Annotated in this window: 21 protein-coding genes; 9 read left to right on the forward strand and 12 right to left on the reverse strand. The window is 60.6% G+C overall.

Going from position 1 to position 20,578, the window contains the following annotated elements:
• Positions 1-14: 14 nt before the first annotated feature.
• The 3 genes from zapE to ACOKS3_RS24330 form a co-directional block, all read right to left on the reverse strand.
• The gene (gene zapE, locus ACOKS3_RS24320; protein ID WP_103449208.1) at positions 15-1,109 is read right to left on the reverse strand and encodes a cell division protein ZapE; all 1,095 of its coding nucleotides are present in this window, start codon (positions 1,107-1,109) and stop codon (positions 15-17) included.
• 166 nt (positions 1,110-1,275) lie between these two features.
• Positions 1,276-2,625 carry a tryptophan--tRNA ligase gene (locus ACOKS3_RS24325; RefSeq protein WP_422763759.1) on the reverse strand — a complete coding sequence of 450 codons (1,350 nt, stop codon included), beginning with the start codon at positions 2,623-2,625 and terminating at the stop codon, positions 1,276-1,278.
• A gap of 25 nt (positions 2,626-2,650) precedes the next feature.
• The gene (locus ACOKS3_RS24330; RefSeq protein ID WP_103449206.1) at positions 2,651-3,286 is read right to left on the reverse strand and encodes an alpha/beta hydrolase; all 636 of its coding nucleotides are present in this window, start codon (positions 3,284-3,286) and stop codon (positions 2,651-2,653) included.
• Between the two features lie 135 nt (positions 3,287-3,421).
• Here ACOKS3_RS24330 and ACOKS3_RS24335 point away from each other — a divergent pair, with 135 nt between their 5' ends.
• Positions 3,422-3,859 (forward strand): Z-ring associated ZapG family protein, encoded by a 438-nt coding sequence (locus ACOKS3_RS24335; protein ID WP_027918018.1) that lies wholly within the window; start codon positions 3,422-3,424, stop codon positions 3,857-3,859.
• A gap of 93 nt (positions 3,860-3,952) precedes the next feature.
• On the opposite strand, the gene ACOKS3_RS24340 is transcribed toward ACOKS3_RS24335, so the two are convergent.
• Complete coding sequence (locus ACOKS3_RS24340; RefSeq protein ID WP_422763758.1) at positions 3,953-5,149, reverse strand: methionine gamma-lyase; 1,197 nt, start codon at positions 5,147-5,149, stop codon at positions 3,953-3,955.
• Positions 5,150-5,276: 127 nt separating this feature from the next.
• On the opposite strand from ACOKS3_RS24340, the gene ACOKS3_RS24345 reads away from it, so the two are divergent.
• From ACOKS3_RS24345 to ACOKS3_RS24375, 7 genes are all read left to right on the forward strand, one after another.
• Complete coding sequence (locus ACOKS3_RS24345) at positions 5,277-5,756, forward strand: Lrp/AsnC family transcriptional regulator (protein ID WP_103449204.1); 480 nt, start codon at positions 5,277-5,279, stop codon at positions 5,754-5,756.
• Between the two features lie 114 nt (positions 5,757-5,870).
• Positions 5,871-8,240 carry an S-type pyocin domain-containing protein gene (locus ACOKS3_RS24350; RefSeq protein ID WP_422763757.1) on the forward strand — a complete coding sequence of 790 codons (2,370 nt, stop codon included), beginning with the start codon at positions 5,871-5,873 and terminating at the stop codon, positions 8,238-8,240.
• Positions 8,237-8,500 (forward strand): bacteriocin immunity protein, encoded by a 264-nt coding sequence (locus ACOKS3_RS24355; RefSeq protein ID WP_103449201.1) that lies wholly within the window; start codon positions 8,237-8,239, stop codon positions 8,498-8,500. The genes ACOKS3_RS24350 and ACOKS3_RS24355 overlap by 4 nt, the downstream gene beginning before the upstream one ends.
• A 156-nt stretch (positions 8,501-8,656) precedes the next feature.
• Positions 8,657-8,977: an S-type pyocin gene (locus ACOKS3_RS24360; RefSeq protein WP_103449199.1), complete on the forward strand. Its 321-nt coding sequence runs from the start codon at positions 8,657-8,659 to the stop codon at positions 8,975-8,977.
• The gene (locus ACOKS3_RS24365) at positions 8,974-9,237 is read left to right on the forward strand and encodes a bacteriocin immunity protein (RefSeq protein WP_103449876.1); all 264 of its coding nucleotides are present in this window, start codon (positions 8,974-8,976) and stop codon (positions 9,235-9,237) included. Before ACOKS3_RS24360 ends, ACOKS3_RS24365 begins: the two co-directional genes overlap by 4 nt.
• The gene (locus ACOKS3_RS24370) at positions 9,234-9,416 is read left to right on the forward strand and encodes a hypothetical protein (protein ID WP_103449197.1); all 183 of its coding nucleotides are present in this window, start codon (positions 9,234-9,236) and stop codon (positions 9,414-9,416) included. Before ACOKS3_RS24365 ends, ACOKS3_RS24370 begins: the two co-directional genes overlap by 4 nt.
• 63 nt (positions 9,417-9,479) lie before the next feature.
• Complete coding sequence (locus ACOKS3_RS24375) at positions 9,480-10,148, forward strand: RES family NAD+ phosphorylase (protein WP_103449195.1); 669 nt, start codon at positions 9,480-9,482, stop codon at positions 10,146-10,148.
• A gap of 33 nt (positions 10,149-10,181) precedes the next feature.
• Here ACOKS3_RS24375 and ACOKS3_RS24380 read toward each other — a convergent pair whose 3' ends face one another.
• The 4 genes from ACOKS3_RS24380 to ACOKS3_RS24395 all read right to left on the reverse strand — a co-directional run bounded on the left by ACOKS3_RS24380 (position 10,182) and on the right by ACOKS3_RS24395 (position 14,734).
• A complete protein-coding gene (locus ACOKS3_RS24380) occupies positions 10,182-10,814 on the reverse strand; it encodes a hypothetical protein (RefSeq protein ID WP_181004536.1) in 633 nt (210 codons plus the stop codon).
• Between the two features lie 155 nt (positions 10,815-10,969).
• On the reverse strand, positions 10,970-12,871 hold the full coding sequence (gene cysN, locus ACOKS3_RS24385; protein WP_103449193.1) for a sulfate adenylyltransferase subunit CysN: 1,902 nt from the start codon (positions 12,869-12,871) through the stop codon (positions 10,970-10,972).
• A 15-nt stretch (positions 12,872-12,886) separates the two neighbouring features.
• Entirely contained in the window at positions 12,887-13,804 is a 918-nt protein-coding gene (gene cysD, locus ACOKS3_RS24390) for a sulfate adenylyltransferase subunit CysD (RefSeq protein WP_003251799.1), read from the reverse strand.
• Positions 13,805-13,975: 171 nt separating this feature from the next.
• The gene (locus ACOKS3_RS24395; protein WP_103449192.1) at positions 13,976-14,734 is read right to left on the reverse strand and encodes a Nif3-like dinuclear metal center hexameric protein; all 759 of its coding nucleotides are present in this window, start codon (positions 14,732-14,734) and stop codon (positions 13,976-13,978) included.
• A gap of 168 nt (positions 14,735-14,902) precedes the next feature.
• Here ACOKS3_RS24395 and algW point away from each other — a divergent pair, with 168 nt between their 5' ends.
• The gene (algW, locus tag ACOKS3_RS24400) at positions 14,903-16,063 is read left to right on the forward strand and encodes a Do family serine endopeptidase AlgW (protein ID WP_103449190.1); all 1,161 of its coding nucleotides are present in this window, start codon (positions 14,903-14,905) and stop codon (positions 16,061-16,063) included.
• 33 nt (positions 16,064-16,096) lie between these two features.
• Here algW and ACOKS3_RS24405 read toward each other — a convergent pair whose 3' ends face one another.
• From ACOKS3_RS24405 to ACOKS3_RS24420, 4 genes are all read right to left on the reverse strand, one after another.
• Positions 16,097-16,861 carry an amino acid ABC transporter ATP-binding protein gene (locus ACOKS3_RS24405; RefSeq protein WP_027918029.1) on the reverse strand — a complete coding sequence of 255 codons (765 nt, stop codon included), beginning with the start codon at positions 16,859-16,861 and terminating at the stop codon, positions 16,097-16,099.
• 10 nt (positions 16,862-16,871) lie between these two features.
• Positions 16,872-17,969, reverse strand: coding sequence for an amino acid ABC transporter permease (locus ACOKS3_RS24410; RefSeq protein WP_103449188.1), 1,098 nt, complete (start codon positions 17,967-17,969; stop codon positions 16,872-16,874).
• A 10-nt stretch (positions 17,970-17,979) separates the two neighbouring features.
• Positions 17,980-19,158 (reverse strand): amino acid ABC transporter permease, encoded by a 1,179-nt coding sequence (locus tag ACOKS3_RS24415; protein ID WP_422763756.1) that lies wholly within the window; start codon positions 19,156-19,158, stop codon positions 17,980-17,982.
• 67 nt (positions 19,159-19,225) lie between these two features.
• The gene (locus ACOKS3_RS24420; protein ID WP_422763755.1) at positions 19,226-20,254 is read right to left on the reverse strand and encodes an amino acid ABC transporter substrate-binding protein; all 1,029 of its coding nucleotides are present in this window, start codon (positions 20,252-20,254) and stop codon (positions 19,226-19,228) included.
• Between the last annotated feature and the right edge of the window lie 324 nt (positions 20,255-20,578).

Genomic DNA, 20,578 nt, shown 5'->3' on the forward strand with positions numbered 1-20,578 from the left:
AGCCCCCAACTTTCTTATGGCTTGTGCGCACGCGACAGGAATTCGTGCGACTGCATTTCCAGCAAGCGGCTCAAGGTCCGCTGGAACTCGAAGCTCAGGCGCCCGCCGGTGTACAGGTCCTTGAGTTCCACTTCGGCCGAGATGATCAGCTTGACGTTGCGGTCGTAGAACTCGTCCACCATGTTGATGAAGCGGCGGGCGATGTCGTCGGTGGTGACGCCCATCTGCTCCACGTTGCTCAGCAACACGGCATGGAAGATCTTGCCCAGCTCGATGTAGTCGTTCTGGCTGCGGGGCCCGTCGCACAGGGCGCGGAAGTCGAACCAGGCGACGTCGTCGCAGGTGCGCAGGGCATTGATCGGGCGGTTTTCGATCATCAGCACGTCGTTCTCGACTGCCTGGGTGCACTCGGGCGTCAGCGCCTTGAAGCTGGCGCGCATGCTCTGGTGCGCCGCATCATTGAGCGGGAAGTGGAACAGTTCGGCCTGCTCCAGGTGACGCAGGCGGTAGTCGACACCACTGTCGACGTTCACCACGTCGGTGTACTGCTTGATCATGGCGATGGCCGGCAGGAAGCGTGCGCGCTGCAGGCCGTCCTTGTACAGGCCGTCGGGGACGATGTTGGAGGTCGCCACCAGCGAGACGCCGTTCTTGAACAGCTCCTCCATCAAGGTGCCGAGGATCATGGCATCGGTGATGTCGGATACGAAGAATTCGTCGAAGCAGATCACCTTGGCTTCTTCGCTGAAGCGCTTGGCGATCAAGGTCAGCGGGTTCTTCTCACCCTTGAGGGTTTTCATTTCCTCGTGGACGCGCTTCATGAAGCGGTGGAAGTGCGTGCGCATCTTCTGCTTGAACGGCAGCGCTTCATAGAAGGTGTCGACCAGGTAGGTCTTGCCACGCCCTACTCCACCCCAGAAGTACAGGCCTTTGACCGGCGTCTGCTCCTTCTTGCCGAACAGCTTGCCGAACACACCAGGCTTGTTGTTCTGCGCGTGCACCAGGTCGTCGTACAGACGCTGCAGGTGACGTACCGCAGTTTCCTGCGCCGCGTCATGGAAGAAGTCGGGACGTTTCAGATCTGCTTGATATCGTTCTAGGGGCGTCATGATTTCGTTAGCGAGGCAACAAAAAACGGGCCGTCACTGTAGCGACAGGCCCGCTTAATGGCAATCAGACTTGCGTCAATATGCCTCATCCATACCAGTAATGTGCTGGATGGCACCGGCTTTGCCGGTGTTCGCGGGGCAAGCCCGCTCCTACAGGCGAAATGCGTCAGTCCGGTTGTGGTGCAAGCGCTACACGCAGGCTTTCGATAGCCGAATCACGGGCTTCGGCGCTGTCGAACTGCGGCCCGTCGGCAACCTGCTCGTCGTTCAGCCACAAGCTGAAGCCCAGGCCGTCAACGCGCACGTCGGCATCAGAGCCCTGCTGCAGCTGCTTGCTCACGGCACCGGCACTCTTGCCGTCGGCGAAGCTGCGCGAAAGCAGCAATTGCTCGCCATCGGCGGCCAGCAGGCGGAAGCGGAAGCTGCCGTCTTCGTCACGGAAGCTGACGAAGCGCGCGCTCTTGGCGGCTTTCTTCTTCACTTCGGTGCTGGCCTGTACGCTGCTGCGGAACGAGCGCAGGCCAACGGCTTCACGCAGCTGTTCGAGGAACGGCGTGGCGATCTTGCGGGCCTTGGCGGCGCCGGTCAGGAGGATGTCCTCCAGGTCTGCCGGGCGCGCGATCAGCTGGTGGTAGTGCTCGCGCTTCTCGGCCAGCTGGCCGTCGAGCAGCTGGAACAGGCGTTGCTTCGCTTCGCCCCAACCAAGGCCCTGCAACAGCTCTTCGCGGAACTCGGCGCACTGCGACGGCGTCGAGAAGGCCTGGAACAGGGTGAACAGATGCGAATTGTCCGGATCCTTGGCTTCGCCAGGTGCACGCGAGTCGGTGACGATGCGCGAGATGGCGTCTTTCATGTCCTTGGCGCTGGTGAACAGCGGGATGGTGTTGTCGTAGCTCTTGGACATCTTGCGACCGTCCAGGCCCGGCAGGGTGGCCACGCTCTCTTCGATCACCGCTTCCGGCAGGGCGAAGAAGTCGTTGCCCTGGCCGAACAGGTGGTTGAAACGCTGGCCGATGTCGCGGGCCATTTCCACGTGCTGGATCTGGTCACGACCGACCGGCACCTTGTTGGCGTTGAACATCAGGATGTCCGCGGCCATCAGCACCGGGTAGCTGTACAGGCCCATGGTCACGCCGGCATCCGGGTCTTCGCCGGCTTCCAGGTTCTTGTCCACCGAGGCCTTGTAGGCGTGGGCGCGGTTGAGCAGGCCCTTGGCCGCAACGCAGGTCAGCAGCCAGGTCAGCTCGGGGATCTCGGGGATGTCGGACTGGCGGTAGAAGGTCACCTTCGCCGGGTCCAGGCCACCAGCCAGCCAGGTGGCGGCGATTTCCAGGCGCGAGCGCTGGATGCGCAGCGGGTCGTCGCACTTGATCAGGGCGTGGTAGTCGGCCAGGAAGTAGAACGAGTCGACACCCGGTTGCTGGCTGGCGACGATCGCCGGGCGGATGGCGCCGGCGTAGTTGCCCAGGTGCGGGGTGCCGGTGGTGGTGATACCGGTGAGGATGCGCGTGGTCATGGGTGTTCGCTTATTCAGGCTTGGCTCAGTTCGAAAGGCGCGGCAGCAGCAGATCCTTCAGATCGGTCAGCTTGCCATGGAAGAAGTGTCCGCATTCTGCCACTTTCAGCAGCTCATGGGGGCGCCCCAGTGCGTCGGACCATTGGTAAACCAGCTGCGGATCGACGACTTCGTCGGCGTCAGGCTGCACCACGGCGATCGGGCAACGCTGCGGCAGCGGGAAGTCGGCGGTCAGGCGCATCACCGCCGGGGCGATCATGAACAGCTGCTGCAACTCCACGCCTTGCGCTTCCAGGCGCCCGGCCAGGCTGGTGGCGACAAAGCCGCCGAACGAGAAGCCCATCAGTACCAACGGCAGCTCGGGGTGCCTGGCACGCAACCAGGCCGCCGCCGCCTCGGCATCGGCCACTTCGCCAGCGCCCATGTCATGGCTGCCGGCGCTCTGGCCGACACCGCGGTAGTTGAAGCGCAGGGTCACGTAGCCAGCGTCGCGGGCGGTGCGCTGCAGGGTCGAGACCACCTTGTTGAGCATGGTGCCGCCCTGTACCGGGTTGGGGTGGCAGATCAGCACCGCACCGCGGGCATCGGCCACGTCCAGGTACAAGGCTTCCAGCTGGCCGATCGGGCCGTCGATGAACAAGGGGGTTTCGCGGACAAGCAAGGCACTACTCCGTGACCTCGAAGGGGGTCGTTTCGTCTAGGTGAGGAATTCTGTTCTGATTTGCGATCGCTCGCGGTATACAGCGCAGGTCTGAGCCGTTAACGTAAAGCAAAGCCGTTTATAGAGGAAGGACTCGTGGAACTCTCGCTCCTTGTTTGGTTGTTGCCAACCCTGGCCCTGGTCATCGGTGTGGCGGTCGGTTTCATCGTGGCCCGCCTGCTGCCCAACGCGGCGCCCAGCAGCACCCAGCGTCAGCTGGATGATATCCAGCAGCGCTTCGACAGCTACCAGAACCAGGTGGTTACCCATTTCAACAGCACCGCGGTACTGGTCAAGAAGCTGACCCAGAGCTACCAGGACGTGCAGGATCACCTGGCCGACGGCGCCAACCACCTGGCGCTCGACGAGCTGACCCGTCAGCGTCTGCTCGCCGCACTGCATTCGGAGGGCACCCAGGGTCCGCGTGACCGCCTGACCCCGCCGAAAGACACCGCTGAAGTGCCACGTGACTATGCACCGAAGTCGCCGAACTCGCCGGGCATGCTCGACGAGAGCTACGGGCTCAAGCGCTGAAATGAACAAGGCCTCGCATGAGGCCTTTTTCTTGGGCTGGATTTACTGGTCTCTTCGCGGCGGTTCGGCGTGAAGAGGCCCGCAACAGGCAACCTAGCTGCAAGCCTTCAATGCCTGCTCCACATCAGCCAACAGATCCTCCACATCCTCCAGCCCCACCGACAACCGCACCAACCCCTCGGAAATGCCGTGATGCGCCCGCTCCTCGGGCGTATAGCTGGAATGGGTCATGCTCGCGGGATGCTGCGCCAGCGATTCGGCATCACCCAGGCTCACCGCCCTGGCAAACAGTTGCAGGGCATTCATGAATCGCCGACCGGCTTCTATCCCGCCCTTGAGCTCGAAAGCGATCATCCCGCCCGACAAGCGCATCTGCCGCTGCGCCAGTTCGTATTGGGCAAACGATGGCAGCCCAGGATATTGAATCAGCTCTACCTGCGGCTGGCGCGCGAGGAACTCGGCGACCTGTTGGGCATTCGCGCAGTGACGCTCCATGCGCAACGCGAGCGTCTTGATGCCACGCATCAGCAGCGAGGCGTCGTGCGGTGATAGCACCGCGCCAGTCATGTCCTTGAGGCCTTCCAGGCGAATCCGGTCCACCAGCGCCTTGCGCCCGATTACCAAGCCTGCAGTGATATCGCCGTGGCCGCTGAGGTACTTGGTCGCCGAATGCACGACCAAGTCAGCCCCCAGCTCCAGTGGCCGTTGCAGGTAGGGCGTGCAATAGGTGTTGTCGACCACGATATGCAGGTCATGCCCCCGCGCCGCTTCGGCCACTGCCGCGATATCGACCAGTTGCATGTTCGGGTTGGCCGGGGTTTCGAAGTAGATCATCCGGGTCTTGTGGGTAATCGCCGCCTTTAGCGTCTTGGTGTCATTGAGGTCGACATGGCGGACCTTTACCCCGAACTCGCCAATGCCATGGTGCATGTAGGCGAAGGTGCAGCCATACACCGTGCGCCCGACAATCAGCTCGTCGCCAGGGCGTAGCAGGGTCCACAAGGTCGAGGTGATGGCCCCCATGCCCGAGGCCAGCGCCAGGCCGGCCTCACCCCCTTCGAGGGACGCCATACGCTGCTCCAGCAACGCCAAAGTCGGGTTGGAGATGCGGCTGTAGAAGTGCCCGCCCTCCTCCCCGGCAAAGCACGCTGCGCCGTATTCAACGCTGGGGAAGGCATAGGTTGCAGTCTGGTAAACCGGTGGCACCAAGGCGCCGCCGTGGGAAAGCGGGTCGTAGCCATGATGGATGGCGCGGGTGGAAAAACCGGTGTTGTTATGGGAGTCGCGCATGGCAACAGCCTCTGGTGGTTTGCTATAAGCTTATGCCACCGAGCTGCCTGAATTTTTCCAAAATAGCCCAAGCATTCGCGCTTGTTTTGGAAAGGAAACAACAAATACAACAACAGGAGGGCAAATCATGCCTTCAAGCCTCGACCGTACCGATCGCGCCCTGCTCGCGGCCTTGCAGGACAATGCCCGCCTGACCATCTCCGAACTCGCCGACCAGGTTGCGCTGACCACCTCGCCTTGCTGGCGACGGGTCAAGCTGCTGGAGGACAACGGCTACATCACCGGTTACCAAGCCATCTTGTCGCCCAAGTCGCTGGGGTTTGGGGTGACGGCGTTCGTCAGCATCATGATGGACTCGCATACCAAGGATATGGCTTTGGCGTTCGAGCAAAGGCTGATGGAGATTCCCGAGATAGTGTCCTGTCACAACATATCCGGACGGTATGACTTTCTGTTGGAAATTCTGGCGAGGGATCTGGAGTCGTTTGGGGAATTTACCCGGGAAGTGCTGCAGCGGTTGCCGGGGGTGAAGGAGATTTATTCGAGTTTTTCCTATAAGGCTGTTAAGGAAAAGCGCGTTATTCCTGTTTCCGAAAAGCACATTTAAACCAGATCTTTCCAGTCAGCAGGAATACTCCTACTGATTGACGAGCAGCGCCTGACATACAGGAAAAACTGCCTGGAGCACGCTTTGCCATGTAGCGACCAGGAGGATGACTACATGGCTCAAAATGAAACCGTCAATCTTGGTGAACCCTTCCGTGATTCCCGCGGTGCGCTGCATCTGAACGAGGGCGTCTTGACGCGCGCACAAGCTCCAGACCGCGTGTCTCTCAGCCCGTTGCCGCCGTTAACCGGGACCGGCTATGGCGGCTGGGGGCTGGATGCAGGGCGGCCTCGAGGTACTGGAGGGCCTAGCCCTTTCGCCCAGGAAAAAGGCTGGCGAACGGTTTTCGGCGAGGAGTTTACTGCCGTCAACAATATCCACGCCGAACAGTATGCACCCGCTCTTGAGCAACTTCCCGCACAAATCAGCGCTGAACGCGCTGCCATCGAACAACAGGCAATCGCGGGAGCTGCGGGTCAGCCTGTCCAGCATCTGGGGCTACGCCAACAGCTGGCCACGACGAGCTTGCAACAAAGGCGCGCCGAGTATCTTCAGATCGCCCCCGTGGCAACCAGCTTCTACGGTGCCATTCCTTTTTATAAACGCTACGACTCCTTCGCCACCCGGTTGAACGACGATGGCGCATTCCCGATAGGTACCTCTGGCGAGGCATGGGGCCGACGGGTCTGGGAGACTTTCAACGCTTCTGTCGATGCCGCCTACCGCTTGCACATCGCAGCGCAGAAGTTTCAGGCGTTGGCGGTGGACCTGCCGGAAATGGCTCGCCAGGTTGACGAGGCAGAAATTGCCCAACCTGCTGTCGACCTCCCTAAAGCCATCGAACGGCGGTATGGGCAAATTCTTCATGAACAGCAGATCTGCTTCGACTGCCTGCCCAGCTTCCTGCAACACCAAGTGGCTCAATCCACCCCAACCCAGGAAACCGATACCCTCATCCAGCGTTTTTCGGCCTATGTAAACGCCGCAAATGCGCTGATCGGTGCGAAGCAAGCCGAGGTACCCGCTTTCGGCGACTCCAACCCGAACATCGTCGGTCCACTTTCCAAGCCACAAACCGAGGCACTGCAAGACCTCGTCGACGAACAGGCCACCCGCCGGGCTGGCGTGCTTTGGGCGGATTATCACCGAGCGCTGGCGCTCACAGAGTCCATTCGCTATTTGCAGCAGTTCAGCGTGGCCATGACGAACCTCACCCAGCGAGCGATGGAACTGAAACAACTGCAGGAAAGGCTTGCAGCCGAACGTGCAGCTGCCGAGGAGGCTGCACGTCAGCAAGCAGAAGCAGCGCGGATAGCTGCCGAAGAAACCGCACGTCAGCAAGCAGAAGCCGAACGCATAGCCGCCGAAGAAGCCGCACGCCAGCAAGCAGAAGCCGAAACTGCACGCCAACGCATCAACTACATCAACGACACCCATTCTGTTGCATCTGCGACGACCGTCATTCCGATTGGGGCAGCGACCTTCGCTGTCGAAGCCGCGTCGGTTGCCCTTCGCGCTACGATCACCGCTGCAGTAAGTCGATTGGCTGCCACTTCGGCCACCGTGGCTGTAGCCATACTTTCGGCAGCATGGCCTTCGACACTGGGTAACGCAGAAAGGCGCTACTTGATCAGCACTCCTCTTTCCAGCCTTGCTCCGCCTGGCGGGCCTGACCTGGCCGCCCTCGCCCTTTCATCAACCAGCGTGGATGTGCCTTATCTACTTGCAGGTAGTGAAGACGCAAACGACATCAGCCTCTACGTGGTTCCCGGCGGTAAGGCAGTGCCGGTAAGGGCCGCAACATTTGATACTGAACGACAGGTTTACAGCCTCGCACTGGAGAACCCACCGCGCATCCTGACCTGGACACCCGCCAGCCCGCCCGGAGGCGGTGAAGGTAGCTCCACTAGCCTGCCACCCGCTGCGCCGGGCACGATTGTTTACACCGGCAGCAGCCTCAACCCTGTAAGCAACACAACGGAAAGCTATCCTGCACTGGATCTGCTCGATCAGGAACGGCTGATCATCACCTTCCCGATCGACTCGGGATTGCCGCCTATCCTGGTGGTTTTCAAGAGCCCCAGGTATGAGCCAGGTACCGCCACAGGAGTCGGTGCGCAGATAACAGGGCTCTGGCTTGGCGAGGCAACACGCGGAGAAGGCGCCCCGATACCGGCACATATTGCTGATCAGCTTAGAGGTATCGAATTTCGGAGTTACGATGCTTTTCGAGAAAAACTCTGGAAAATTGTTGCAAATGACCCCGAGCTTTCAAGGCAATTTTCCAAACAGAACATTATTCGCATGCGGGAAAATGGACATGCTCCCAGAGCGCGAACTCCTGACCTTTACGGAAAAAAGAAGAGTTTTGAGCTGCATCATGTGGTGCCAATCAGCGAAGGCGGCGCAGTGTACGACATCGACAATCTAAGGGTTGTCACACCAGCAGCTCATCATAAGATTCATTATGGAGACAAACCATGATCATTAAACCCAACTATAACGACTATACGGAAATGGAGTTCGTTGAGTTTCTGAAGGAAATCTATCGCGCCAATGCCGAGGAGCCAGATGAGGTACTAGATCCATTACTGGAGCACTTTGCTGCAGTTACCGAGCACCCTAGCGGCACAGACCTGATTTATTGGCCTGAAAATGATGATCAGGGTGAGCTTGAAGCAGTTCTGAGCATTATCAAATCGTGGCGCGCAGCTAACGGAAAACCTGGATTCAAGGATAGCTGAACGCACACCCCGCTTCGGCGGGGTGCCTCTCTCGCTGAAGTAAGAACATTCCTACTGATTCTGAGAAAAAGCCTACATCCGATGTGGCACGGTGAGTATTTCCATCCCAAACAAGTGAAGCCATGATCTCGATTTCACTTAGAGAGAAATATTGACATGGCACTCCACCCTCCCGACCACATCGCAAAGAAACTGGCAGCACAAACCTTCGACAACTTCGACGATTTCTCTCAAGCCTTCTGGTTGGCAATCGCCGAAGACCCGATTTACTCCCAACAATTCGTAACCTCCCAGCTCAACCGCATCAAGCAAGGCTGGCCACCCCGCGCGCCCTTTGGCGAAACCGCAAAAGGCGTGCGCGACTATCAAGTCTGTCACCTCGACCCACCCGCCTTTGGCGGCGCAATGTATGACGCCGAGAACCTACGGATCATGAGTGCCCTGCAGTACGCGCTGTCATCGGAGGTGAAGTGGTGATCAGTCAAAAACACACCCTTGCCGACTACACCTGCGCCGAATTCAGGACTGTGGTTGAGGAATTGCTACAGGCATCTGGTACCTCCGCCTGGCAGGACCGCTTGCTCGAACACTTTATCGAAATGGCCGAACACCCGGACGGATCCGACCTCCTCTACTACCCGGCAAACGAGCTGGAGGGCTGCGCCATGGGGGTGATCGCACGTATCATCGCCTGGCGAAAATCAAAGGGACTTCCCCTGTTCAAGAACGTGCAATGAAAAAGTCTGTATGGATGCTGATGCTGTTTCTGACCGGTTGTGTAGACGGCAAGTTCTTTCTTTTGCCTGACCAGCAGAACCAGAAATTCTCCTGTGACATGGATCCTTACAAGCAGGGATGTGAACGCCAAAGTGACTATGACCGGCACTTCAAGTCAGTCGAGGACAAGAAGAACTAGGTAGCCCAGCCCATTCATTTGGCGCTATCTGCGAACACCACCGCGATTGCTCGGAGGCATTTCATGAGCGGTACGGCAAAGCAGCCCGAGGATACAATCGCCAGCCAAGTGCTGGAAACACTGAGCAGATACCCGGAACTGATACGCGAGATCCCCGAGGGTACAATACTGCACCGCGTGCAGCCCTCCCGCTACGATGCCAACCCCGTCAACTATCATGCGGACTCCGACACACGCTATGCCGATCCCGCCAGGCAGATTGGTGTCTATTACCTCGGTCTCACCGAGGAAGTTGCCGTAGCCGAATCTTTCCAACCTGGGCAAGGTGTTGACGACCAGTCAGTTAGTTTCTGGCGACTTGAGCAAACGTCACTGCACCGACTCAAGGCAGCACGCGTGTTGAACGTGGTTGACGTCGCCGCCTTGGCGAACAGAGCCACCCACCACAAAGTGCGCGATATCGTGCAGGCCAAGGGACAGGGGCGAGAGGGATATGCACTCACCCAAAAAATCAGCCAAGCATGCATGAATGTCGGTGAGGTCGATGGCCTGCTCTATCAGTCAGCGGTTTACACGGTGACCGGGTCCATGGACGGGTGCAACCTTGTGCTGTTTGAGGGCCGTAGGCGCCAAGTCGAGGCGATCAGCCACCAGCTGGCAATGGAAGCACTGCTATCGAATGGGGAGACGGCTGTGGAATTCCTGGAGAGTCTGGGTGTAGTGCTGGAGTAAGCACAAAAAACGGACCTCTCACGAGGCCCGCCTTCACTGTCCCGCCATCAACGCATTCTGGTAGTCACGCTTGATGATTTCCAGAGCGGCTGGATCATCCAGCACTTCGAATCGGGGCAATACGTTGCCAGGTTCGCCTGGGTCGGAGTAATCCATCCTGCCGACCAGATGCTGAACTAGCGTGTTCATGGCTTCGGTGTCAGCAGGGTCGACATCAAGCGACCTGATCAATGCTTCAACAATCAACCTTGGCTTGTTTTCGGCAAACTGAAACGAAGGGTAGAACTTTCTGCGGTTGCCCGTGTTGGTATACGCCAAGAGTTTACCCGCCTTGGTCTTCTGACTCAGCGCTTGCTTGGTAATGCCCAGAATTTCGCAGGCTGCTTTGGCATCGAGCAGTTCACAACGGCTGTCTACCCGTTCAAAGGCACGTGCCTTCATCCTGGCCACAGCTTCCTGATTGCGCGTTGCAATACTGCGCTTGGCTTCAACTTCGACCTTGGCGAGCGCAGCAAAAGCCTTCTCGTCCGCAAGCGCCACGGCTTTTAGCACTACCGCCGCCGACGCTCGCGCAAGATGCTCCTCGAAGCGCTCCCGCAATGCCGTCTTGGCGGCCTCGATATGAGCGAGCGCAGGATGAATGGCATCGTGGGTGACCACACTCATGGTTCCTCCTCAGGGCCTGAATAGCCCCTGTGCACATAGGCTAAGGCGCCACATCACGCGTGTCAACTTGTCAATTAGTCCATATGTAAAGCTTGTGCTGACTTCACAGATACAAAAAACCCCGCCGAAGCGGGGTTTTTCACAAGCAGCAATACTTAGATCGCGCCACGCTGACGCAGCACATCCAGCACCTGCTTCACGCCTTCCTCAACACTGGTGTTCTGGGTATCGATCACCAGGTCGGCATCCAGCGGCACATCGAACGGGAAGCTTTCACCCGGGATGTTGTCGCCACCAGCTGCATACAGGCCCTGCGGGTCACGCTCGCGGCACGCCAGCGGCGAGGCCTGAACGTAAACGGTCACCAGGCGCTCCTTGCCGATCAGCGCCTTGGCCTGTTCGCGGCCTTCGGCATCCGGGGCGACGAACGCAGCCAGGGTCAGCAGGCCAGCTTCGTTGAACTGGCGCGCCACATGGGCGGCGCGGCGCCAGTTCTCGGTGCGGCCGGCGCGGTCTTGCGGCAGGCCCTTGTTCAGATCGTGGCGCAGGTTCTGACCATCGAGCACGTACACCGCACGGCCCATGTCGAACAGCTTGCGTTCGACAGCATAGGCCAGGGTGCTCTTGCCAGCGCCGGACAGGCCGCTGAACAGCACGGTGGCCGGCTGCTGGCCGAAGCGCAGGGCGCGCTCTTCGGTGGCCACGTGAGCGAGCTTGCCATGCTGACCAGTGCCGCCGTGCGGCAGGACTGGCGGCGCGATGATCATGCCGGCGCCGACGGTGCCATTGGTCAGGCGGTCGATGACGATGAAGGCACCGGTGGTGCGGTTGCTGTCGTAACCGTCCAGGGCGATCGAGGCGTCCAGGGCGACCTTGACGCGGCCGATCTCGTTCAGTTGCAGCGCGCTGGCAGCGCCCTGCTCCAAGGTGTTCACATCGACCTTGTGGGTGATGCTGGCGATCGAGCCCGGCACGTAGCTGGTGGCGCGCTTGATGTCGTACTTCTTGCCCGGGAGCATCGGCTCCTCGGCCATCCACACCAGCATGGCGTCGAACTGGTCGGTGACTGGCGGCACGTTATCGGCGTGCACCAGCAGGTCGCCACGGGAGATGTCGATCTCGTCTTCCATGGTCAGGGTCACGGCCTGGCCTGGGCCGGCGTTTTCCAGTTCACCTTCGTAGGTGACGATGGACTTGACCCGGCTGCTCTTGCCCGACGGTAGCACGACCACTTCGTCACCCTTGTGCACCACGCCGCTGGCGATGGTGCCGGCGAAGCCGCGGAAGTTCAGGTTCGGGCGGTTGACGTACTGCACCGGGAAACGCAGGTCGGTGAAGTTGCGGTCGGCCGACACTTCGACGGTCTCGAGGATTTCCATCAAGGTCGGGCCGGCGTACCACGGCGATTGCTCGCTGTGGTTGACCACGTTGTCGCCCTTGAGCGCCGACATCGGCACGAATTGCAGGCTGCTCGGCTTCAGGTTGATGGCGTCGGCGAACTTCAGGTAGTCGGCCTTGATCGACTCGAACACGCCTTCATCGAAGCCTTTGAGGTCCATCTTGTTGACCGCGACCACGATGTGCTTGATGCCCAGCAGCGAGGCGATGTAGCTGTGGCGACGGGTCTGGGTCTGCACACCGTAGCGGGCATCGACCAGAATGATTGCCAGGTCACAAGTGGACGCGCCGGTAGCCATGTTGCGGGTGTACTGCTCGTGGCCCGGGGTGTCGGCAATGATGAACTTGCGCTTGGCGGTGGAGAAGTAGCGGTAGGCGACATCGATGGTGATGCCCTGCTCGCGCTCGGCCTGCAGGCCGTCGACCAGCAGCGCCAGGTCGACTTCTTCGCCGGTAGTGCCGACTTTCTTCGAATCACGGGTGATGGCCTCGAGGTGGTCCTCGTAGATCATCTTCGAGTCGTGCAGCAGGCGCCCGATCAGGGTGCTCTTGCCATCGTCGACGTTGCCGCAGGTCAGGAAGCGCAGCAGTTCCTTGCGCTCGTGCTGGGCCAGGTAGGCGAGGATGTCCTCGCTGATCAGATCAGATTGGTGCGACATGGAGTAACCCTGAAATTAGAAGTAGCCTTGGCGTTTCTTGTCTTCCATGGAACCGGCGCCATCGTGGTCGATGACACGGCCCTGGCGTTCGGACGTACGGGTCAGGAGCATTTCCTGAATGATGTCCGTCAGGGTCTCGGCTTCCGACTCGACAGCGCCCGTCAGCGGGTAGCAGCCGAGGGTACGGAAACGCACCTTCTTCTTGACGATGCGCGCCTTCTCTTCCTCGGAGAGGTGTTCGAGGATGCGCTCGTCGTCGATCATGATCAGGGTGCCGTTCTTCTCGATGACTTCACGCTCGGCGGCGAAGTACAGCGGCACGATCGGGATGCCTTCGAGGTAGATGTACTGCCAGATGTCCAGCTCGGTCCAGTTCGACAGCGGGAACACGCGGATCGACTCGCCCTTGTTGACCTTGCCGTTGTACACGTTCCACAGCTCAGGGCGCTGGTTCTTCGGGTCCCAGCGGTGCTTGCTGTCACGGAACGAGTACACGCGCTCCTTGGCCCGCGACTTCTCTTCGTCGCGGCGCGCACCACCGAAGGCGGCGTCGAAACCATGCTTGTCCAGCGCCTGCTTGAGGCCCTGGGTTTTCATGATGTCGGTGTGCTTGGAGCTGCCATGGGTGAAGGGGTTGATGCCCTGCGCCACACCCTCGGGGTTGACGTGGGTGATCAGCTCCAGGCCCATTTCCTCGACCATCTTGTCGCGGAAGCTGTACATCTCCTGGAATTTCCACTGGGTGTCGACGTGCATCACCGGGAACGGCAGCTTGCCCGGGAAGAAGGCCTTGCGCGCCAGGTGCAGCATCACGGCGGAGTCCTTGCCGATCGAGTACAGCATCACCGGGTTATCGAACTCGGCGGCCACCTCGCGGATGATGTGGATGCTCTCCGCCTCCAGCTGTTTCAAGTGCGTCAGTTTGTCGACCATGGCTACTCACGAAAAAACACGAAAAACGATCTTATGGACGGCCTGCGGGCCGTGTTCGAGCGAGCCACTTTATCACAGCGACTGCTTCTATTTAGGAGGCGGACTAGATCGAAAAAGTCTAACGATATGACTGGGGGTTTGGGCCGCTTCGCGGCCCAAGAGTCGGCACGGTCAGATAGGATTCGGGCAGTCGACGAACAAATGCTCCAGGGCAAACCGCCGCGCCAAATAGTCACCCAGCGCCTGCACCCCATAGCGCTCGGTGGCGTGGTGCCCAGCAGCAATGAAGCTGACGCCATTCTCCCGGGCACTGTGATAGGTCTGTTCGGACGCCTCGCCAGTCAGGTACAGGTCCACCCCGGCGGCAATTGCCGTGTCGATATAGCCCTGCCCGCCGCCGGTGCACCAGCCGACTCGGCGAATCATCTCGTCGCCCTCGACCAGCAACGGCTCACGTCCGAGCACTTCCTGCACCCGCCGGGCAAAATCACGTGCAGTCACCGGCTCCGCCAGCGAGCCGACCAGCCCGACCACCTTGGGGTTTTCCGGGTCCAGCGGCCCTTCGACGGTGATATCCAGCTGCCGCGCCAGCTGCACGTTGTTGCCGACCTCAGGGTGCACATCCAGCGGCAGATGAAACGCCAGCAAGCTGATGTCGTGCTTGAGCAAGGTCTTCAGGCGGCGCTGACGGATCCCGGTAACGCACGGGTTCTCGCCCTTCCAGAAGTAACCATGGTGCACCAGGATCAGGTCGGCCTCAGCCTCGACTGCGGCATCCAGCAAGGCCTGGCTGGCGGTGACGCCGCTGACGATGCGGCTGACCTGCGGCCGGCCCTCGACCTGCAGGCCATTGGGGCAATAATCCTGGATCTTCGCGCTGCCTAGGTAGCGTTCGGCCTCCTCGACCAGGGTGTTGAGTGCGACGGCCATGAAAATCTCCTCGAAATCTGCGCTTTTCACGGGCGCAACGCCTGCAGAACGCCCGTATAATGCCGGCCATTATGGGCCGTCGCCGGCATCGGGGGAACCGGTGTATGATCGCGCGCGCTCATGCCCCACTGCGCGGCCTCCGGCCCCCGCTCTTTCCAGGACTCGTTCATGTTCAAGGCTTTGCGTTACTTCGGCTGGCCCCTGCTCACCGGTATTCTGATCGCCGTACTGATCATCCAGCGCTACCCGGAGTGGGTCGGTCTGCCCAGCCAGGACGTCAACCTGCAGCAAGCCCCGCAGACCACGCGGATCATGCAGGGCCCGGTGTCCTACGCCGACGCCGTGACCCTCGCCGCCCCGGCCGTGGTCAACCTGTACACCACCAAGGTGGTGAACAAGACCGCTCACCCGCTGTTCGAAGACCCGCAGTTCCGCCGGTTCTTCGGTGACAACCTGCCCAAGCAGCGCCGTTGGGAGTCGAGCCTGGGTTCGGCGGTGATCATGAGCCCGGAGGGCTACCTGCTGACCAACAACCACGTCACCAGCGGCGCCGACCAGATCGTCGTGGCCCTTAAGGACGGCCGGGAAACCCTGGCGCGAGTGATCGGCAGTGACCCGGAAACCGACCTGGCGGTGTTGAAGATCGACCTGAAGAACCTGCCAGCCATCACCATCGGCCGCTCCGACAACATCCACATCGGTGATGTGGTGCTGGCCATCGGCAACCCGTTCGGTGTTGGCCAGACCGTGACCATGGGCATCATCAGTGCCACCGGCCGCAACCAGCTGGGCCTGAACAACTACGAAGACTTCATCCAGACCGACGCGGCGATCAACCCGGGCAACTCCGGTGGTGCGCTGGTCGACGCCAATGGCAACCTGGTCGGCATCAACACCGCGATCTTCTCCAAGTCCGGCGGCTCCCAGGGCATCGGCTTCGCCATCCCGATCAAGCTGGCGCTGGAAGTGATGAAGTCGATCGTCGAACACGGCCAGGTGATCCGCGGCTGGCTGGGCATCGAAGTGCAACCGTTGAGCCAGGAACTGGCTGAATCTTTCGGCATGCAGGGCCGCCCAGGCATCGTGGTGGCCGGTATCTTCCGCGACGGCCCGGCGCAGAAGGCCGGGTTGCAGTTGGGTGACGTGATCCTGAGCATCAACGGCGAACCGGCGGGTGACGGGCGCAAGTCGATGAACCAGGTGGCGCGAATCAAGCCGACCGAAAAGATCACCATCGAAGTGATGCGCAATGGTCAGCAGCTGAAGCTGATTGCCGAGGTGGGGCTGCGCCCGCCGCCAGCGCCTGCAACAACGCAGGAAGAGAAATAAGAAAAAGGGGCCGCATTTGCGGCCCCTTTTGCATCAGTGCAGGATCTGGCTGAGGAACAGCTTGGTCCGGTCACTGCGCGGGCGATCGAAGAAATCATCCGGCGCCGCCTGCTCGACGATCTCCCCCTTGTCCATGAAGATCACCCGGTTTGCCACGGTGCGGGCAAAGCCCATTTCGTGGGTCACGCAGAGCATGGTCATGCCGTCCTCGGCCAGGCCGACCATGGTGTCGAGCACTTCCTTGACCATTTCCGGGTCCAGTGCCGAGGTCGGTTCGTCGAACAGCATGATCTTCGGCTTCATGCACAGCGCCCGGGCAATCGCCACGCGCTGCTGCTGGCCACCCGACAGCTGCCCCGGGAACTTGTGGGCCTGTTCCGGAATGCGCACCCGCTCCAGGTAGTGCATGGCGATTTCCTCGGCCTTGCGCCGGGGCATCTTGCGCACCCACATCGGCGCCAAGGTGCAGTTTTCCAGAATGCTCAGGTGCGGGAACAGGTTGAAGTGCTGGAACACCATGCCCACCTCGCGGCGGATCGCCTCGATCTGCTTGAGGTCGTTGGTCAGTTCCACGCCATCGACCACGATGCGGCCCTGCTGGTGCTCTTCCAGGCGGTTCAGGCAGCGGATGGTGGTCGACTTGCCGGAACCGGACGGGCCACACAGGACGATGCGCTCGCCCTGGCGCACGTTCAGGTTGATGTCCTTGAGCACATGGAACTGGCCGTACCACTTGTTCACGCCCTGCATCTGGATGATGCCTTCGGGGCCGGCAGGCTGCTTGATCGCTTCACTCATTTTGAAACTCCTAACGCTTGTGGCCAGTGTCCAGCTTGCGCTCCAGGTGCATGGAGTAGCGGGACATACCGAAACAGAAAATCCAGAACACCAGGGCGGCGAACACATAGCCCTCGGTGGCCATGCCCAGCCAAGCCGGGTCAGCGGCGGCTTGCTTGACGCTGTTGAGCAGGTCGAACAGGCCGATGATGATCACCAGGCTGGTGTCCTTGAACAGGGCGATGAAGGTGTTGACGATGCCAGGGATCACCAGCTTGAGCGCCTGCGGCAGAATCACTAGGCCCATCGAGCGCCAGTAGCCCAGGCCCATGGCCGCGGCGGCTTCGTACTGGCCCTTGGGGATGGCCTGCAGACCGCCGCGCACCACCTCGGCGACATACGCCGACTGGAACAGGATCACCCCGATCATTGCCCGCAGCAGCTTGTCGAAGCTCATGCCTTCAGGCAGGAACAACGGCAGCATCACCGACGACATGAACAGCACAGTGATCAGCGGCACGCCACGCCAGAACTCGATGAAGGTCACGCAGACCACCTTCACCGCCGGCATCCGCGAGCGTCGCCCAAGGGCCAGCAGAATGCCCAGCGGCAAGGCGCCGACGATCCCCACCGTGGCAATCACCAGGGTCAGCATCAGGCCGCCCCACTGGCTGGTGGCGACGTTGCTCAGGCCCAGTACGCCGCCGTGCAGCAAGGTGTAGGCGATGACCGGGTACAGCACCAGGAAGCCCAGGCCGTAGAAGGCCTTGCGCGGGAAGCGTTTGATGAACAGCGGCGCCGCGCCGAGCACGGCCAGCCACACCGTGAGGTCCACGCGCCAGCGCAGCTCGACCGGGTAGTAGCCGTACATGAACTGGCCGAAGCGCTGTTGCACGAACACCCAGCAGGCGCCCTCTTTCGTGCAGTCGGCGCGGGTGGTGCCGACCCAGTTGGCGTCGATCAACGCCCACTGCACCAGCGGCGGCACGATCAGCCACACCAGGTACACGGCGAACAGGGTCAGCAGGGTGTTGAGCCAGCTGGAGAACAGGTTTGCACGCATCCATGCGAGCACGCCGACGGTTTTCACCGGTGGCGGCATGTCGGGTTTGAAAACATGAGCATTCACGGGCGTATCCTCACCGCTCGATCAGCGCGATGCGCTTGTTGTACCAGTTCATCAGCAGCGAAATGCTGATGCTGATGGCGAGATAGACACTCATGGTGATGGCGATCACCTCAATGGCCTGGCCGGTCTGGTTGAGCACGGTACCGGCGAACAGCGAGACCATCTCCGGGTAGCCGATACCGGCTGCCAGCGACGAGTTCTTCGCCAGGTTCAGGTACTGGCTGGTCAGTGGCGGAATGATCACCCGCAGTGCCTGGGGAATAATCACCTTGCGCAGGGTCGGGCCGTCGCGCAGGCCGAGCGAATGGGCGGCTTCGGTCTGGCCGTGGCTCACCGAACGAATGCCCGAACGCACGATCTCGGCAATGAAGGCCGCCGTGTAGATGGTCAACGCCAGGGTCAGCGCCAGCAGTTCAGGGATCAACACCCAACCGCCGACGAAGTTGAAGCCCTTGAGCTGCGGCACCTCCCAATGCACCGGACTGCCGAACAGCAGCGCGCAGGCGCCTGGAATGGCGATGAGCAGCGCCAGCCCCACCCAGAACTTGTGGAACGGCTCGCCGGTTTCGTCGAAACGCTTGTTGGCGTAACGCACCATCGCCACGATCGCCACCAGCGCCAGCAGCAGAGCAACGACGAACGGCCAGAAACCCTCCGCCATCGACGCACCGGGCATGTTCAGGCCGCGGTTGCTGATGAAGAAAGTGTCGTCGATGTTGATGCTGCCCCTTGGCCCCGGCAGGGTCAGGAACACCGCGAAGTACCAGAACAGGATCTGCAGCAGTGGCGGGATGTTGCGGAAGGTTTCCACATACACGGTCGCCAGCTTGCTGATCATCCAGTTGGGCGACAGCCGCGCCGCGCCGATGATGAAGCCGAGGACGGTCGCCAGGATCACGCCAATGAACGTCACCAGCAGGGTATTGAGCAGGCCGATGACGAACACCCGCGCATAGCTGTCGGACTCCACGTAGGGAATCAGGTGCTGGGCGATGCCGAAGCCGGCGCTACGCTCGAGGAAGTCAAAACCCGAGGTGATACCCCGGTGTTGCAGGTTGGTCTGGGTGTTGTGGAACAGATACCAGCCCAGGCCCACCACGAAGATGATGGTGAGAATCTGGAACAGCCAGGCGCGCACACGCGGGTCGTTCAGGGACAGCCCCTTGGGTGCGCCAATTTGATTTTGCATGAAGTGCCCCGAAAAATAGGGATTCGAACAACCTGCGGCGACGGGATGCCGCCGCAGGGTGCAGCCATCAGCGCACAGGTGGCGCGTACTGGATGCCGCCGTTGTTCCACAGGGCGTTCATGCCACGGTCGATCTTCAGGTCGGTGCTCTGGCCCAGGTTCTTCTCGAACACTTCGCCGTAGTTGCCGACTTGCTTGACGATCTGCACTACCCAGTCTTTGGGCAGCTTGAGGTCCTTGCCATATTCACCGTCCGCGCCCAGCAGGCGGGCGACGTCCGGGTTCTTGGTGGACTTGGCCTCGGCCTCGACGTTCTTCGAGGTGATGCCGGCCTCTTCGGCATTGAGCATGGCGAACAGGGTCCACTTGACGATGCTGAACCAGTCCTCGTCGCCCTTACGCACCACCGGGCCCAGAGGCTCCTTGGAGATGGTTTCCGGCAGTACCACGTAGTCGGTCGGCGCGGCCAGCTTGGAGCGCTGGGCGAACAGCTGCGACTTGTCCGAGGTCAGCACGTCGCAACGGCCGGACTCAAGCGACTTGGCGCTTTCATCGGAGGTATCGAAGGTGATCGGGGTGTACTTCAGGCCATTGGCACGGAAGAAGTCCGACACGTTCAGTTCGGTGGTGGTACCGGCCTGGATGCAAATGGTCGCGCCGTCGAGTTCCTTGGCGCTGGAAACGCCGAGCTTCTTGTTGACCAGGAAGCCAACGCCGTCGTAGTAGGTGACACCGGCGAATACCAAGCCCATGCCGGCATCGCGAGAACTGGTCCAGGTGGTGTTGCGCGACAGCACGTCGACTTCACCCGACTGCAGTGCGGTGAAGCGTTCCTTGGCGTTGAGCTGGCTGAACTTGACCTTGGTCGCATCACCGAACACGGCGGCGGCCACGGCGCGGCAGACGTCGGCGTCAATACCGACGATCTTGCCCTGCGCATCAGGGACCGAGAAGCCTGGAAGACCGTCGCTCACGCCACACTGGACGAAGCCCTTCTTCTTTACCGCATCGAGGGTGGCGCCGGCCTGGACGGTGCTCACGGCGCCCAGCGCAGCGGCAGCGGTCAGGACTGCCAGGGTGGTTTTCAACATCTTCATTCACAACCTCCAAATCGCTCTTGTTGTATGAGCCGGAATTGCACCGCACCCTTATGAGGCGCATCCGACCCGTGTTGGCTTGTTCTTGGGTCAATTGGCGCAATGGGCTGTTCTGTGACAGCCTTCGCGTGCAAAGGGTGTTACCGTCACGGCCTGCCCTTTGCATCGAATGAAGAATTGCAAAGCGCGTACCAGATTTGTTGGCTGTAGCGTTTAAGCGATCGTCAAGTAGGGAAAGTTGTATCGTTGCGACATTCTTTTTCTGACAATCAATTGCAGCGCCTTCTTTTCATGCACGCCATAACAAGACCCGCACTCTTTCGG

The organism is Pseudomonas sp. HS6-2, assembly GCF_049325675.2.
GTDB classification, from domain to species: domain Bacteria; phylum Pseudomonadota; class Gammaproteobacteria; order Pseudomonadales; family Pseudomonadaceae; genus Aquipseudomonas; species Aquipseudomonas putida_N.